This window comes from Maribellus maritimus (assembly GCF_022267315.1).
Taxonomy (GTDB): Bacteria; Bacteroidota; Bacteroidia; order Bacteroidales; family Prolixibacteraceae; genus Draconibacterium; species Draconibacterium maritimum.
In genome coordinates, this window is the sequence record NZ_JAIKLE010000005.1 from 109,057 (window position 1) to 123,701 (window position 14,645).

At 37.8% G+C, this 14,645-nt stretch carries 15 protein-coding genes; 10 read left to right on the forward strand and 5 right to left on the reverse strand.

The window, feature by feature from the left end; genetic code table 11:
• Window positions 1-126: 126 nt before the first annotated feature.
• Window positions 127-1,461 (forward strand): Trk system potassium transporter TrkA, encoded by a 1,335-nt coding sequence (trkA, locus tag K5G00_RS06430; RefSeq protein ID WP_238765315.1) that lies wholly within the window; start codon window positions 127-129, stop codon window positions 1,459-1,461.
• A 24-nt stretch (window positions 1,462-1,485) separates the two neighbouring features.
• A complete protein-coding gene (locus K5G00_RS06435) occupies window positions 1,486-2,931 on the forward strand; it encodes a TrkH family potassium uptake protein (RefSeq protein ID WP_238765316.1) in 1,446 nt (481 codons plus the stop codon).
• A gap of 19 nt (window positions 2,932-2,950) precedes the next feature.
• Here K5G00_RS06435 and K5G00_RS06440 read toward each other — a convergent pair whose 3' ends face one another.
• Window positions 2,951-3,565 (reverse strand): L-threonylcarbamoyladenylate synthase, encoded by a 615-nt coding sequence (locus K5G00_RS06440; RefSeq protein ID WP_238765317.1) that lies wholly within the window; start codon window positions 3,563-3,565, stop codon window positions 2,951-2,953.
• 124 nt (window positions 3,566-3,689) lie between these two features.
• Between K5G00_RS06440 and mnmD the strand changes: the two genes are divergently transcribed.
• The 4 genes from mnmD (at window position 3,690) to K5G00_RS06460 (ending at window position 6,193) form a co-directional block, all read left to right on the forward strand.
• The gene (mnmD, locus tag K5G00_RS06445) at window positions 3,690-4,358 is read left to right on the forward strand and encodes a tRNA (5-methylaminomethyl-2-thiouridine)(34)-methyltransferase MnmD (RefSeq protein ID WP_238765318.1); all 669 of its coding nucleotides are present in this window, start codon (window positions 3,690-3,692) and stop codon (window positions 4,356-4,358) included.
• Window positions 4,359-4,419: 61 nt separating this feature from the next.
• Window positions 4,420-5,031, forward strand: coding sequence for an FKBP-type peptidyl-prolyl cis-trans isomerase (locus tag K5G00_RS06450; protein WP_262921298.1), 612 nt, complete (start codon window positions 4,420-4,422; stop codon window positions 5,029-5,031).
• Window positions 5,032-5,044: 13 nt separating this feature from the next.
• Window positions 5,045-5,749 carry an FKBP-type peptidyl-prolyl cis-trans isomerase gene (locus tag K5G00_RS06455; protein ID WP_238765319.1) on the forward strand — a complete coding sequence of 235 codons (705 nt, stop codon included), beginning with the start codon at window positions 5,045-5,047 and terminating at the stop codon, window positions 5,747-5,749.
• A gap of 75 nt (window positions 5,750-5,824) precedes the next feature.
• Window positions 5,825-6,193, forward strand: a complete 369-nt coding sequence (locus K5G00_RS06460; protein WP_238765320.1) for a DUF3127 domain-containing protein — start codon at window positions 5,825-5,827, stop codon at window positions 6,191-6,193.
• A 64-nt stretch (window positions 6,194-6,257) separates the two neighbouring features.
• Here the strand turns inward: K5G00_RS06460 and yaaA are convergent, their stop codons facing one another.
• From yaaA to K5G00_RS06480, 4 genes are all read right to left on the reverse strand, one after another.
• The gene (gene yaaA / locus K5G00_RS06465) at window positions 6,258-7,031 is read right to left on the reverse strand and encodes a peroxide stress protein YaaA (protein WP_238765321.1); all 774 of its coding nucleotides are present in this window, start codon (window positions 7,029-7,031) and stop codon (window positions 6,258-6,260) included.
• A gap of 173 nt (window positions 7,032-7,204) precedes the next feature.
• The gene (locus K5G00_RS06470; protein ID WP_238765322.1) at window positions 7,205-7,639 is read right to left on the reverse strand and encodes a response regulator; all 435 of its coding nucleotides are present in this window, start codon (window positions 7,637-7,639) and stop codon (window positions 7,205-7,207) included.
• Between the two features lie 5 nt (window positions 7,640-7,644).
• Window positions 7,645-9,099, reverse strand: coding sequence for a PAS domain-containing sensor histidine kinase (locus K5G00_RS06475; protein WP_238765323.1), 1,455 nt, complete (start codon window positions 9,097-9,099; stop codon window positions 7,645-7,647).
• 207 nt (window positions 9,100-9,306) lie between these two features.
• Entirely contained in the window at window positions 9,307-11,661 is a 2,355-nt protein-coding gene (locus K5G00_RS06480; protein WP_238765324.1) for an ammonia-forming cytochrome c nitrite reductase subunit c552, read from the reverse strand.
• 146 nt (window positions 11,662-11,807) lie between these two features.
• On the opposite strand from K5G00_RS06480, the gene K5G00_RS06485 reads away from it, so the two are divergent.
• From K5G00_RS06485 to K5G00_RS06500, 4 genes are all read left to right on the forward strand, one after another.
• Complete coding sequence (locus tag K5G00_RS06485; RefSeq protein WP_238765325.1) at window positions 11,808-13,016, forward strand: NAD(P)-dependent oxidoreductase; 1,209 nt, start codon at window positions 11,808-11,810, stop codon at window positions 13,014-13,016.
• Window positions 13,017-13,133: 117 nt separating this feature from the next.
• Entirely contained in the window at window positions 13,134-13,535 is a 402-nt protein-coding gene (locus K5G00_RS06490) for a DoxX family protein (protein WP_238765326.1), read from the forward strand.
• A gap of 27 nt (window positions 13,536-13,562) precedes the next feature.
• Window positions 13,563-14,045: a glutathione peroxidase gene (locus K5G00_RS06495; RefSeq protein WP_158863462.1), complete on the forward strand. Its 483-nt coding sequence runs from the start codon at window positions 13,563-13,565 to the stop codon at window positions 14,043-14,045.
• Window positions 14,046-14,121: 76 nt separating this feature from the next.
• Window positions 14,122-14,601: a MarR family winged helix-turn-helix transcriptional regulator gene (locus tag K5G00_RS06500; protein WP_238765327.1), complete on the forward strand. Its 480-nt coding sequence runs from the start codon at window positions 14,122-14,124 to the stop codon at window positions 14,599-14,601.
• Window positions 14,602-14,645 lie beyond the last annotated feature (44 nt).

Consider the following 14,645-nt stretch of genomic DNA (forward strand, 5'->3'; position numbering starts at 1 on the left):
TAGAACTTAATGGTTTATTTTGTCGCGGATTAGAAAAAGACAGAAAAACAGACTCACAATCTGAAAAGAGATGGATAACAAAATAGTTTTTGGGAAGACTATTAAGATTGATAAAAAATTGAATTCATGAAAGTTGTAATTGCAGGTGCCGGAGAGGTTGGAACTCATTTAGCAAGAATGTTAAGTAACGAAAACCACGACATTGTTCTGTTGGACGACTCACCCGAAAAATTATCTAAAATAAGCAGCGATGTCGATTTAATGACCGTTACTGGTTCCGCCCATTCCTTTCAGGATTTGAAACAAACAGGACTGGCCAAAGCCGATCTGTTTATCGCGGTTACACCTTTCGAGGAACGAAATGTTCTCGCCTGCTCAATGGCTTCCTACCTTGGAGTTGCAAGAACGATAGCAAGGATTAACAATTCAGAATATTTACAGGAACGTTACCGTGCTAAACTCAACAACCTTGGAATTCACGAACTTATTTATCCTGAAAGTCTGGCTGCCAAAGAGATTGTTGCGTCGGTAAAACAAACCGGAACCCGACAAATGATTGAATTCTCGAATGGAAAATTAATTTTACTCGGAATAAAAGTAAGAGAAGGTGCTAAAATTCTAAATAAAACTTTTGAGGAACTGTCGCAGGAAAATGATCATATCCTGGTAGTTGCCATAAACCGTGGAAACGAGACACTTATTCCTAAAGGTACCGATTTTATTAAAGATGGCGACATTGTATTTTTTATCACCACGCGAGCCGAACAACAGCATGTATTTGATCTAACCGCGAAAAAAACGTTCGACGTAAAAAACATTATGTTCCTTGGCGGAAGCCGGATTGCACAAAAAGCAGTTGAAAAGTTGGGCGACCAGTACCGGATAAAAATAATTGAAATTAACCGCGAAAAATGCGAAAAAATTGCCGACCGCTTTGAAAATGCATTGGTAATTAATGGTGACGGTAGAAATCTGAATCTTCTCAAGGAAGAAGGAATTGAAAAAATGGATGCCTTTGTAGCCACAACCGGAAACTCGGAAACAAATATTTTAAACTGTCACCTTGCAAAATTCTTCGGAGTCAGAAGAACAGTTGCCGAGGTTGAGAACCTGGCTTTTATGGGGCTGGCAGAAAATATGGACATTGGAACAATTGTAAATAAAAAACTGAATGCGGCAAGTTATATCTATCGTTTTACGTTAAATGCTGAAATTTCGAAAGTAAAATGTTTGACTGCATCCGACGCCGAGGTTTTCGAATTTATTGCAAAACCCAATGCAAAAATTACCCAACGTGCCATCAAATTTCTGGATTTTCCTGATGAAGCAAAAATCGGTGGGATAATCAGAGGAGACAAGGCTTTCATAGCCCACGGAGACAGCGAAATAAGGGAAGGCGATAAAGTAGTAGTATTTACACTCCCCTCCGGCATAAAAAAATTAGAGAAATTTTTTAAGTAGATTTGGGAGAATTTTCGAAAACAAATGAATTTAAAACTTATATTTCGTGTTCTTGGTTTTTTGTCTTTAGTTGAAGGAATTGCCATGTTACTTGCATTGGCTGTTTCAGTCATTTTCGGAGAACATGATATTACCGCTTTTATTATTTCTTCAGGAATATCGGTACTTACAGGCGGACTAATTCTTTTACTAACAAAAAATGCTTCCCGGGATATTGGAAAAAGAGAAGGTTTTATTATTGTTTCATTTGCCTGGATTATCTTCTCATTTTTTGGCAGCTTGCCTTACATACTTAGCGGCTCAATTCCAAACTTTACCAATGCTTTTTTTGAAACCATATCAGGTTTTACCACAACAGGCTCATCCATTTTAGCCGATATTGAAGCTTTGCCACATGGAATCTTATTCTGGAGAAGTTTAACCCAATGGCTTGGCGGTATGGGAATTATTGTTTTATCACTGGCCATATTACCTGTTTTTGGAATTGGAGGAATGCAGCTTTTTATGGCAGAAGTTCCCGGGCCGACACCCGACAAAATTAGTCCCCGTATACGTCAAACAGCTAAAACACTTTGGATTATATACCTTGGTTTTACCGTTGCCGAAACAATTTTGCTTTGGGTTGGCGGAATGACGTTTTACGATGCAATCTGTCATTCATTTACAACAATGGCAACAGGTGGTTTTTCAACGAAACAAGCCAGCATTGCACATTGGAGTTCTCCTTTTATACAATATGTCATTATTCTTTTTATGTTCTTTGCCGGAACAAATTTCACATTGTCATATATCGCTTTAAAAGGAAGAGTAGGTAGAGTGCTGAAAGATGAAGAATTTAAATATTACAGTCTTTTTATCCTGGGATTTACTGCTGTTATTTTTTTAGGATTGGTGTTAACCTCTTCCTTAGGTGTAGAACAGGCGTTCAGAGATGCTCTTTTTCAAGTGGTTTCAATAATTACTACCACAGGTTTTGCCACATCCGATTACCTACTTTGGCCTCCGATACTTACCATTCTGATCTTTGTTTTGTTCTTTTTTGGAGGGTCGGCGGGTTCGACAGGCGGAGGAATAAAAATAATGCGTATTGTAATATTGTTTAAAAACAGTTATTATGAACTGCGCAGAATGATTCATCCGAAAGCTGTCATACCCGTAAAGTTTAACAAGCATTCCGTAGATGCCAAAATTGTTACTAATGTTCTGGCGTTTTTTATGTTATACTTTATTATTTTCGGCTTTAGTGTGGTAATCTTTACATTTATCGAACCCGATCTGGATTCAGCAATGGGAGCAGTTGCTACATGTTTGGGAAATATCGGGCCTGGTCTGGGACGTGTTGGTCCGGCAGAAAATTTTGCTCATGTTGCCCCTGCCGGTAAATGGTTTCTCTCTTTTTTAATGCTTCTTGGAAGATTGGAATTGTTTACTGTTTTGGTTTTATTCTCACCCACTTTCTGGAAGGAATAAAAATTATCGCAGAATATCTTCAGAACTCCAAAACACCTTTCCCTTCACGTAAAATTACAAGTTCGTTTTGTGAACAATCAACAATAGTAGAAGGCACCAACTCTCCATACCCACCATCTATTACTGCATCAACCATGTCTTTGTATTTTTCGTAAATAAGTTCCGGATCGGTTGTGTATTCCAAAATCTCATCCTCATCGTAAATAGAGGTCGAAACAATCGGATTGCCCAGTTCGCTTACTATTTCATGAATAATATTATTAGCGGGAACCCTGATTCCAACTGTCTTTTTCTTTCCTTTAAAATATTTTGGTACGTTATTATTGGCTTCAAGAATAAATGTAAAAGGACCGGGAAGATTTTTTTTCATCAATTTGAAAACAGTATTGGAAATTGGTCTTGTGTAATCAGATAAATGACTCAGGTCACTGCAAATAAATGAAAAGTTAGCCTTTTCAATTTTAACACCTTTTATCCGTGCTACTTTTTCAACCGCCTTATTGTTTGTAATATCACAGCCTAATCCGTACACCGTGTCTGTTGGGTATATAATAAGCCCTCCTTCGCGCAAAATATCCACAATTTTTCGCACTTCCCTCTGATTTGGATTTTCATTATATAATTTTACAAACATGCTTTTTATTGATCTGAAAATATTATGACCACACGAAACAATTCACCCAGCAGTTTTCCTAAATTTGCCGCGTAAAAATAATTTTTTTGTACGAATTCAAGGCTAAATTCGCCTTTTAATAAAAATGAAACACCAAATAATACAAACTGCTGATGGCTCAAAAACTATATATATTCCGGGCATGGACGAGCAGTACCATTCTGTAAATGGAGCACTTACAGAGTCAAATTACGTCTATATTGAAAAAGGCTACTCTTTTTGTAAAAAAGAATCTCCCGTGGTTTTTGAAGTTGGTTTTGGTACCGGATTAAATTGTATTTTAACTGCTCTTGAAGCAGAAAGGCAAAAAAAAATGACCTACTATTACAGTATTGATAATTTTCCGTTGGACAAACTTACTTTGGAGCAACTAGACCACGAATCCTTATTTTCAGAAAAAGAAAAAGCCATTTTCAAAAAAATACACTCCTGCAAGTGGAATAAATTAATCCCTGTTTCAGAATATTTTTACCTGAATAAGATACACTCAGATATCCGGGAATTTGATTTGTCTCTGCTTAAAAAATTTGATGTGGTCTATTTTGATGCATTTGGCCCCGACAAGCAACCTGAAATGTGGACCCAACAAATATTTGATCCCATTTATCGCCAGTGTTCGGAAGGAGCCATTCTTGTAACCTACAGTGCAAAAGGCGAAATAAGGCGGAATTTAGCTCAAATTGGTTACGTAATGGAAAGGCTTCCCGGCCCACCAGGGAAAAAACAAATGCTACGCGGAATAAAAAAAGATTAAAAGTTTAATTGCCAAAAAATTACGTTATCTTCGCAACTCTTAAACAAAAAAAGGAATTTTAATGACAGAAAAAAAGATTAAAGGAGAATTAGAACAGTTTAGTTATGCGTTAGGAATGAGTGTTGCCGGGAACCTGATCAATTCAGGGGTAACCACCATTAATCCGGAAATATTTTTAGAAGCTTTAAAAGATACTTTTTCGGGTGATGAGCCCAAATTAACGGTTGAAGAAGCCAACCATATTCTTGAAAATTTTATGGCTCAAACCGGCCAGGAACAAGGAAGCGAAAACCTTGAAAAAGGGAAGCAATTTTTGGCTGAGAACGCGAAAGAAAATGGAGTAACAGAACTGCCAAGCGGACTACAGTATAAAATTCTAAATGAAGGAGCAGGAGATATTCCAACTGCAAAAGACCAGGTAAAATGTCACTACCACGGAACACTTATTGACGGAACGGTTTTCGACAGTTCGGTTCAGAGAGGACAACCAGCTGTTTTCCCCGTTAACGGTGTAATAAAAGGCTGGGTTGAAGCACTTCAGTTGATGTCAACAGGTTCCAAATGGCGTCTTTTTATTCCTCCCTCGCTGGCATACGGAGAAAGAGGTGCTGGTGGTGCAATCGGTCCTAATGCTACCTTGATTTTTGATGTTGAACTATTGGAAATCGTTTAATTTAATGATAATCATGAGAAACAAAATTATTTATCTTTTGGCAATTGTATTGGGAATTGCCGGAACATCTTGTCAGCAAAACGGGGCTGTACAAAATGCAAAACTGGAAACCTCGGCAGATTCAGCAAGTTATGCTATTGGCTTTTTGGTTGGTGCAAACAACAAACAACAACTAAAATCAGCACCTGGTGGCGACGAAATGAACATTGAAACAATGGCTGCAGCCTTTCGTACAGCTTCTCTTGGTGAAGAAGGTGTGATAACTGAAGAAGAGGCAAATGAAATTGTTCGTAAGTTTTTTACGTCAGCCGGAGAAAAAGAAGCTCAGTCAAATCTGGAAGAAGGATATGCATTTCTGGAACAAAATAAATCACGCGAAGGTGTGCAAGTAACTGAAAGTGGACTCCAATATGAAGTTTTAACAGAAGGAACAGGAGACAAACCAGCTGCAGAAGATCAGGTACGTGTTCATTATCACGGAACGCTTATCGATGGAACTGTTTTTGACAGCTCTGTTGAACGTGGAGAACCCACTGTTTTCAGAGTAAATCAGGTAATTCCGGGATGGACTGAAGCCCTTCAATTGATGTCTGTTGGCTCAAAATGGAAAATATATATTCCTGCCAGCCTTGCATACGGAGAACGTGGTGCCGGTGCTGACATCGGTCCGAATTCAACATTGATTTTCGAAGTAGAATTACTTGAAATAGTAAAATAAGAAACGTTAATTTCTTTTGAATAAAAACCCTTTGTAATATTTTTTTGCAAAGGGTTTCTTTTTTATTTTCGCTTTATGAGTTTACAGGTAAAAGGAAAAGTCCAACAGATATTAAAGGCCGAATCGGGTGTAAGCCGTGCAGGCAAAGAGTGGAAAAAACAAGAGTTTGTAATCGAAACCGACGAACAATTCCCAAAGAAAATCTGCTTCACACTTTTTAACGATAAAACTTCATTAATTGAAGGACTGTCGACAGGTGAAGAAATTGAAGTTTCGTTTAATGTTGAATCGAGGGAATATAACGGCAGGTGGTTTCACAACATTAATGCTTGGAAAATTGAAAAACCGGCTTCAGAGAATCTACCGGAACCGCCGCCGGAATTCTCTGTTGGAGATATTCCTCCGGAACCGGCAGATGACGAAACAAATGATTTGCCTTTTTAAAACCGATTGAGTTAATCGCACACTAAGATGGCCATTTGCTTTTTTCTAATCAGCAAATGGCTTTTTATTCCTTATCCCGTGTAAAAACCGGGGTTCCGGGTTTCGATAAATCAGAATTAAATAGGTACCCCTCGTAATCAAATGCCTGCAGGTTTTCAGGTTCAGTAATATCGTTATCCAGAATAAAACGAGTCATAAGTCCGCGGGCTTTCTTTGCAAAAAACGAAATCATTTTATACTGCCCGTTTTTTAAATCTTTAAATTCAGGAGTAATAATTTTCGCTTTCAGTTTCTTCTTGTCAATACTTTTAAAATATTCGTTTGAAGCAAGATTTATTAAAAAATCAGTTCCCGACTCAGCAACGGCTTCATTTATTTTCCTGGTAATAATAGGATTCCAAAAAGAGTACAAATCATCTGATTTATAATATTTTAATTTGGTCCCCATTTCCAAACGATAGGCCTGAATTAAATCCAACGGTTTTAAAACTCCATATAATCCTGAGAGTATTCGCATTCGTTTTTGCGCCAATTCCAATTTTTCTTCAGAGAGTGTGGCTGCACTCAGCCCTTGATAAACATCGCCATTAAAAGCAAGTACCGCCTGTTTAGCGTTTTCAGTATTAAACGGGAGAATCCAATTTTGATAACGTTCATAATTCAATTCACCCAAATCTTTCGAAATATTCATTAATTTGGATAATTGCCCGGGACTCATTTTTTTTAGTTTCCCGATTAATTTTTCAGATTGCTCCAAAAGTTCGGGTATACTATAATTCGCAACCGTGGCAGGTGTTTCAAAATTCAATGATTTTGCCGGTGATACAACTATTAACATGACTTTTTCTGATTTTTTTATGTTTATCAAAAATAACAGAAAAAGTGCAGATTAGTTTACAAAAACAGTTACAAACCAAACAAAATATAATGCCACAGCGTTCCCGACAAAGAATCCTAAATAATCGAAAAACTTTCTCCTTTAATTGAAAATAAAACCAGAATAAAAATGGCTCAAACTTCAACAGGATAAAACTTAGAAATAATTTCCTCCAGTTTTTCCAATGTGAGAGGCTTATACAGATAAGCGGGAAGTTCATATTTTTCGAGTGCCGTATTTACATCGTCATCGTTGTTGCTCGATGTCAACATGGCAATTACGATGTCGGCTTTCTTGTTACTGTCAAGTTTGCTATACTCTTCCACAAACTCCCAACCATTCATTCTCGGCATGTTGATGTCAAGAAATATTAATCCTGGTTTTGGGAACCCATTGTTACCACTGTACTTTCCGGTAGATGTAAGATACTCCAATGCAATTTCTCCATTTAAGGCTACTTCTACATGAACATCGATCCCACTTTTTTTTATAAGCACCTTATTCAAATAATTTGTAACCTCATCATCATCAACCAACAAAATACAATCTAGTCCTTTAAACTTTTTCATTTTTATTACTTTAAGGGGATGAAAAAATAGAATGTACTACCTTTTTCGGGTTCGGACTCCACCCAAATTTTACCGTCATGTAATTCTACAATCTTCCGGCAATGTGCCAATCCGACTCCGATACCTTCATATTCATTGCGTCCATGCAATCGTTGAAATATGACGAAAATTTTTTCCTGTTGACTTTTCGGGATACCGATGCCATTATCGCTAACGGCAAACTCCCATCCACTTTCAACTTTTTGCGCCGATATTTCAATCTTTGGTTTTCTATATTTTGAACTATATTTTATCGCGTTACTAATTAGGTTTTGAAACAGTGAATGTACTTCAACTTCCAGCGCAGCCATTACAGGAAGTCTTTTAACATTGATTTCTGCTTCCGAATTTTTCACCAACAATTCAAGATCATTAACAACAATTGCTGCAACCTCATTAAAATCGACAATCCCAAATTCAGAATTCTTTCCAAGCCTTGCGTAGTCAAGCAATCCTTTAACAAGATCTTTCATGCGGGAGGAAGACTTTGCGATGTAGTCGAGTCGTTTTAACATTTCAGCGTCCACCTTTCCAGCATCTTCTTCCAGCAATAGATCAATTAAACTCGTAATTGAATTCAATGGCTCCCTCAAATCGTGTGAGGCAATAAAAGAAAATTGTTCCAATTCCTTATTTTTTGCTTCAATTCGTTTTGTATATAATCGTATGGCCTCTTCGTTCTTTTTCCGCTCGGTTATGTCAATTATCGAAGCCAAAACAAATTGAGACTCATTTTTTTCCAGCGGATTCAAACCTATTTCAATAGGAATTTCGGTTCCGTCTTTTCGGAGACCAAACAAATCTCTTCCAACTCCCATCGGCCGGGCCTGAGGCTTTGTATAAAATTTATCACGAAGCTGTGGATGATACCGTTTAACTGTTCCGGGAACCAATAATTCCACTTTTTGTCCAACCAACTCATCTCTTTCATATCCGAAAAGAATTTCAGTTTGCTTATTAATCATAACGATTGTCCCTGAATAATCAGCTAAAATCATAGCATTTGGAGCCGATTCTACTACCAGGCGAAATTGTTCGTTCGCTTTTTTCCTTTCTGTAATATCTATTATTGCCGCTAAAACAAGCGTGCCTTCAACGGTAACGATAGGATTTAAGCCTATCTCTACAGGAAATTCAACATTATCTTTTTTTAAGGCGTACAAATCTCTGTTCTCTCCCATTTGCCTTGTAACCGGATTGGTAAAATAGTCCTTTAGCAAATCAGGGTGGTGAGAACGATATTTTTGAGGCAACAAAATACTCAGATCCCTCCCTATGAGTTCATTTTTATTATATAAAAATAATTTTTCTGCATAACTGTTTAAATACGCTATTTTTCCATAACTGTTGACCAATACAAGTGAAATTGGAGAAGCTTCAACCATCAGCTGAAAGCTTAATTCTTTATGTTTTACATTCAAGGTGTTTGTAATTTGGCAATAAAGATAAAAATGTCTTTTATTTTTTCAAACCTTTATTTTATAAATTATTTCACATCCAGAAAAGAGGTGGATAATCCGTAACTACGCTTCTGATTATTTTAAACAGAAATAACAAAAAAGTACATCGTTTTTAAATAGATATAGTCAAGTTCGCGAACCTTAAATTTCTAACAACTCTCTCAAAACCTATATACTTTTCTGAATAGATACTATAGCCTGTTGAATTCCGGCTTTGTCCTGATCTGAAACACCTTCTGTTTTTAAAGTTTTCTCATACAGTTTGATTGCATCCTGTTTTTTGCCATCGCGCAGATAAATCTCAGCAAGAAAACTCACAGCTGTATAATAAAGGGGATTTTTATCGAGCAATGCTTTTAATGTAGCAACGGCCTGCTTTTTATTATTATTTTCCATCTGATAATAAGCCAAAGTATAAGCATACTTGGGCTCATCGGGTCGCGCATCAGCAGCGATTTTCGCGTATTGAAGAGCAGCATTCAAATCACGCGGTGCAGTTATAACACTTAGGTTGTATGCGGCAACTGCTTGCTCAGGATTTACCTTAAGTGCATTTTTTAATGCTTTTTCTGCTTCACCCATTTTGCCTTTTTCGGCAAGTAAAAGTCCAAGATTCAGATTAGCTGCCTCATTCTCCGGATCCACCTCAACAGCTTTTTTCAGATTTTCCTCTGCCTTCTCAGTATTACCAACATATGAATACAATACACTGCTATTGATTAGTGGCATCATCGATTCGGGATACAACCGGGCGGCTGTTTCGTAGGAATTGAGCGCCTCATCAACATTTCCCTTGTTTTGATAATAAATTCCAAGGTTGTAGTGATTGCTCCAATTGTCCAACCGCGAAGTCATTGATGTTACATATTCCTTTTCAGTTTTTTGAACTATCGACAACTCTTCTGCAGTAAAACTATTTTCAGGAAATGCTAATATGGCATTAACAGCCTGAATACGCACTAATCTAATTTCATCTTCGCATGCTTTTAGCAATGCGTCTTTTACTTTCGCTGTTTGAATTCCTCCCAAACCACCAGCTGCTGATGACCGAACCAACTCTGATTTGTTATTGAGAGCTTCCAGCAATACATTTGTTTTTGAGTCGAGCGTACAATTCGCAAGCAAACGAATTAAAGAATTTGCAACCACCTCATTGGTCTCTGAATCAGCAATGTATTTATACATTTTATCTACGTTGGTCCAGTCGTTGTCGCGGGCTTCTTTAATCAGCTGTGCCCATCTTAATGTTTCTTCCTGGTAATTACCGTTAGGGCGAGCTTTAACAATCTTATTCGCCCATTCGGGTGACTTATCAGTGTGGCACTGATTACACGCGTTTGGTGAACCAAACCGAATTGTTGCCTCGGGCATTGGTGGCCGAAATGAATGGTCGCTACGAAGGAAACGCCCAACAAATTGCCTTTTGGGCATGTGACAACTCAAACAAGTAAGCCCGTCTTCCGTTTTATGCCCCGTATGCGCCTGAATATTTTCAGCCTTATCAGTATGACATTGTAAACATGAATTGTCGGGATTATCCTTGTTCCTGTCACGACCGCTTGATGTATGACACGTCACGCAGTTCAAATCGCTTTCCTCTAAACAAGGGTTCATCTTCCATCCGGTCAGGGTATAATTTTCGCCAAGTGAACGACCGTCGGGATAAAAGTCAAGATCTTCGAGCGTTGTAAGATTATAATTGTCAAAATATTTATCACCGGGCATATAGCTCGGTGTAATCGGATTCATTTTTGAATGACAGGTAGCACACGCATCCGTATTTTGCTCGGGGGTAAAAGTACTGGTAACAATCAAACCAATGTCTTTTACCTCTTCCCCTTCTTTCAGATTTTTAAAGATGCGAATATGTTCACCTCCTGGTCCGTGACAAGTTTCACAGTTTATACCTGCTTCTCGCCAGGTAGTGTGATAGGTTTCAGTTGACAAATCAAAATTGCTACTCAACTGGCTGATATGACAACTGTAACAACCGGTATTAAAAGCGTACATGGCATCCTTCCACGGCAAAGCCTCATCTTCCGGGTATTCATCGCCAAAATGACGGACACCTGATTCGGGATAATTAAACCATGTTTTACCGTTTGCATCATAAGCCAGAGGGATATTCTGTAGTTTACCCTTTTCAAATGGCGTTAAAAAACAGTAGACATTGTGCCCCCCCATCGCCCATAAAACTTCATAAGTTTTAATTAACTTATCTCCATCTTTTTCATACATCATCATTGTTGAATCCTGAAATTCGACAGTAAACATATGACCTTCCACTTCGATGGGCTGACTGTTCGGCAACTGATGTTTCGCAATAAAACCTGAATTAACCGGCATCATTGCCTGACCGTGATAGGAAGGCTGCCAGAGTTTATAAAACTTGTCGTGACATTCGATACAGCTTTCCGAACCTGAATATTCGCCGGCAACTTGAGAATTGTTCCGCTGTGTGCATGAATATGTAAAAATCACCAATACGGTAGCAACAATTAGATTTATCCCTCTTCCCAACATATCATTTAATTTATATATGCAAATATTAGTATTATTTAACTAAGAATGAATAAAATTTATTTGTCTTTTTAAATTAACAGAAAATTTCAAGTTTGATTGTTACTAATGGATGAACTATATTTATCGATAATTACAAATTAATATTTATGAGAGTTGGAATTCTCCGTGAAAGCAAAACTCCACCCGACAAAAGAGTTCCTTTAACACCCGAACAATGTATTGAGGTTCAAAATAAATTTCCTCATGTAAAAATAATCGTGCAGCCAAGTCCGGTGCGAAGTTTTAAAGATGAAGAATACAGATTACTTGGAATTCATTTACAGGAGGATTTAAGTGAATGTGACATTTTATTGGGCGTAAAAGAAGTTCGGATTGAAAATTTTATTCCGGGAAAGATTTACCTTTTCTTTTCACACACCATAAAAAAACAGGAATACAATCGAAAATTGCTACAAACCGTGTTGGAGAAAAATATCCAGTTGGTTGATTACGAGGTCCTGACAAACAAAGAAGGATTCCGAATTATTGGTTTTGGGCGATTTGCAGGCTTGGTTGGAGCTTACAGTGGATTGCGTGCTTTTGGGCTTCGCAATCAGGCTTTTGATGTAAAACCGGCACACCTTTGTGCTGATTTAGGAGAAATGTTGACCATCCTCGATTCAGTAAAACTACCGCCGATAAAAATTGCAGTAACCGGCGATGGCCGTGTGGCTCAAGGTGTTCTCGAAATTCTGAATCATATGAAAATAATGCGTGTTTCGCCGGAAGCCTATTTGAAGGAAACCAAAATTCAACAACCGGTTTTTACTCAATTGCTTCCTGTAAATTATGCAAAACAAAAAGACGGTGAGCGTTCCGAGTTGATGCACTTTTTTAATCACCCGGAAATGTACGAAAATGCATTTCTTCCTTTTGCTAAAGTTACCGATATTTTGGTCGCTGCTGCCTTTTGGGATCCGAAAGCGCCGGTACTTTTTACTGCGGGGAATATGAAACAGCCCGATTTCAAAATCAGTATTATTTCTGATATTACCTGCGATATTGAAGGCTCAATTCCCTCTACAAAAAAGGCGGCAACCATTAACGAACCGTTTTATGATTATAATCCAGAAACGGAAGATTTGGAGAAGCCCTTTAATTCTGCAAAAAATGTAACGGTGCAGGCAGTAGATAATTTACCCTGCGAACTTCCCAAAGATGCCTCGCTCGACTTTGGCAGAAATCTAATTGACAAAGTATTTCCAAGTCTTTTCAATGAAGATGCTGATGAAATTATTGAACGCGCCTCCATAACGAAAGACGGAAAATTAACCGAGCGTTTTGCTTATTTGCAGGACTTTGCCAAGGGCAAATAACTTCAATCTCAGATTTAAATAAACATTAACTCCTTCAAAAAAACAAATACATCGCTTGCGATATAAACTAATTTTATTCATATTTGTATCGCGAACGATATAGTCGGAAAAGACAAAATGAATTCAAGAAATATTTTCAGAATCGTATTAGGTTTATTATTAGCCTTTTCAGGAACAGGACATTTAACGTGGTCGAGGGTGGAATTTTTGACACAAGTTCCGCCGTGGGTTCCTTTGAATCCAGATTTGACAGTTGTGCTTTCAGGAGTTGCAGAAATCATGCTTGGATTGGCGCTCATTTTTCTTTGGAAATGGAAAACCCTGGTTGGATGGGCAACCGCGATATTTTTCATTTTAATATTTCCGGGAAATATTTCGCAATATGTAAACGGAGTTGACGGTTTCGGGCTCGACACCGACAAAGCTCGTCTAATCAGATTGTTTTTTCAGCCATTGCTGGTTCTGTGGTCATTATGGGCAACCGGTGCCTGGAAAGCATGGAAAAACAGAAACAAATAGAGTTTAAAACACAAAATAATAGAAATCATGGAAACAAATTTTTATCAATTCTCAGCAAAAAGTCTCCAGGGAAACGAAATAAACATGGAAGACTACAAAGGAAAAACTGTTTTAGTAGTGAATACAGCAAGTAAATGCGGGCTGACTCCGCAATACGAAGGATTGGAAAAACTGTACGAAAAATACAAAGACAAAGGACTGGTGATTCTTGGGTTTCCTTGCAACCAGTTTGCCAATCAGGAACCCGGCGACGAAAAATCAATTTCGGAAGGATGCCTTATTAATTACGGAGTAACTTTCCCGATGTTTTCAAAAGTAGATGTGAACGGTGAAACAGCACATCCTATTTTTAAATATTTGAAAAGCGAATTGACAGGAACTTTGGGAAGCAAAATCAAATGGAACTTTACCAAATTTCTTGTTGACAAAGATGGAAAACCTGTAAAACGGTTTGCGCCAACAACAAAGCCTGAAAAAATTGACACCTATCTGGAAAGTTTTTTGAATTAATTGATCAATGTTTAGTAAGTCAGGTATATTTTTGTAGAATTACAAAGATATACCCGATTCATTTTTAAAAATTCAGATGATGGTATATGAACAATTAAAATTAGAAAATCAACTATGTTTCCCGGTGTATGCGGCATCACGCCTGATTACGCGCGAGTATCAACCTTATCTTGACAAACTGGGAATCACCTACCCGCAATACCTTGTTTTGATGGTGCTTTGGGAAAACGACGGTTTAACAGTAAACGACATTTCGCAAAAACTTATTCTGAATACCAACACCATTACACCACTTTTAAAACGGATGGAGACGATGGGAATAATTGTACGAAAACGTTCGGAAACAGACGAACGAAAAGTAATGATTACTCTCACCGAGAAAGGAGTTGCCATGCGTGACGAAGCGGCAGAAATCCCGGAAAAACTGGTTTCGGCATTACTATCAATAAATTTAACGCTGAATGATCTAATCGATTTAAAAGCAAAACTTCATGTAATTATCGATTATCTTTCCGACAAAGAAAAAAATGGGCACGCCAATATTTCCGACAGATAAAAAAACGCCACCCGCTTTTTAGCAGATGGCGCACGAAATAAATC

Coding starts and splice junctions, on each gene's coding strand:
- trkA (WP_238765315.1), top strand. CDS start 127: ATGAAAGTTGTAATTGCAGGTGCCGGAGAGGTTGGAACTCATTTAGCA.
- K5G00_RS06435 (WP_238765316.1), top strand. CDS start 1,486: ATGAATTTAAAACTTATATTTCGTGTTCTTGGTTTTTTGTCTTTAGTT.
- K5G00_RS06440 (WP_238765317.1), bottom strand. CDS start 3,565: ATGTTTGTAAAATTATATAATGAAAATCCAAATCAGAGGGAAGTGCGA.
- mnmD (WP_238765318.1), top strand. CDS start 3,690: ATGAAACACCAAATAATACAAACTGCTGATGGCTCAAAAACTATATAT.
- K5G00_RS06450 (WP_262921298.1), top strand. CDS start 4,420: ATGACAGAAAAAAAGATTAAAGGAGAATTAGAACAGTTTAGTTATGCG.
- K5G00_RS06455 (WP_238765319.1), top strand. CDS start 5,045: ATGAGAAACAAAATTATTTATCTTTTGGCAATTGTATTGGGAATTGCC.
- K5G00_RS06460 (WP_238765320.1), top strand. CDS start 5,825: ATGAGTTTACAGGTAAAAGGAAAAGTCCAACAGATATTAAAGGCCGAA.
- yaaA (WP_238765321.1), bottom strand. CDS start 7,031: ATGTTAATAGTTGTATCACCGGCAAAATCATTGAATTTTGAAACACCT.
- K5G00_RS06470 (WP_238765322.1), bottom strand. CDS start 7,639: ATGAAAAAGTTTAAAGGACTAGATTGTATTTTGTTGGTTGATGATGAT.
- K5G00_RS06480 (WP_238765324.1), bottom strand. CDS start 11,661: ATGTTGGGAAGAGGGATAAATCTAATTGTTGCTACCGTATTGGTGATT.
- K5G00_RS06485 (WP_238765325.1), top strand. CDS start 11,808: ATGAGAGTTGGAATTCTCCGTGAAAGCAAAACTCCACCCGACAAAAGA.
- K5G00_RS06490 (WP_238765326.1), top strand. CDS start 13,134: ATGAATTCAAGAAATATTTTCAGAATCGTATTAGGTTTATTATTAGCC.
- K5G00_RS06495 (WP_158863462.1), top strand. CDS start 13,563: ATGGAAACAAATTTTTATCAATTCTCAGCAAAAAGTCTCCAGGGAAAC.
- K5G00_RS06500 (WP_238765327.1), top strand. CDS start 14,122: ATGATGGTATATGAACAATTAAAATTAGAAAATCAACTATGTTTCCCG.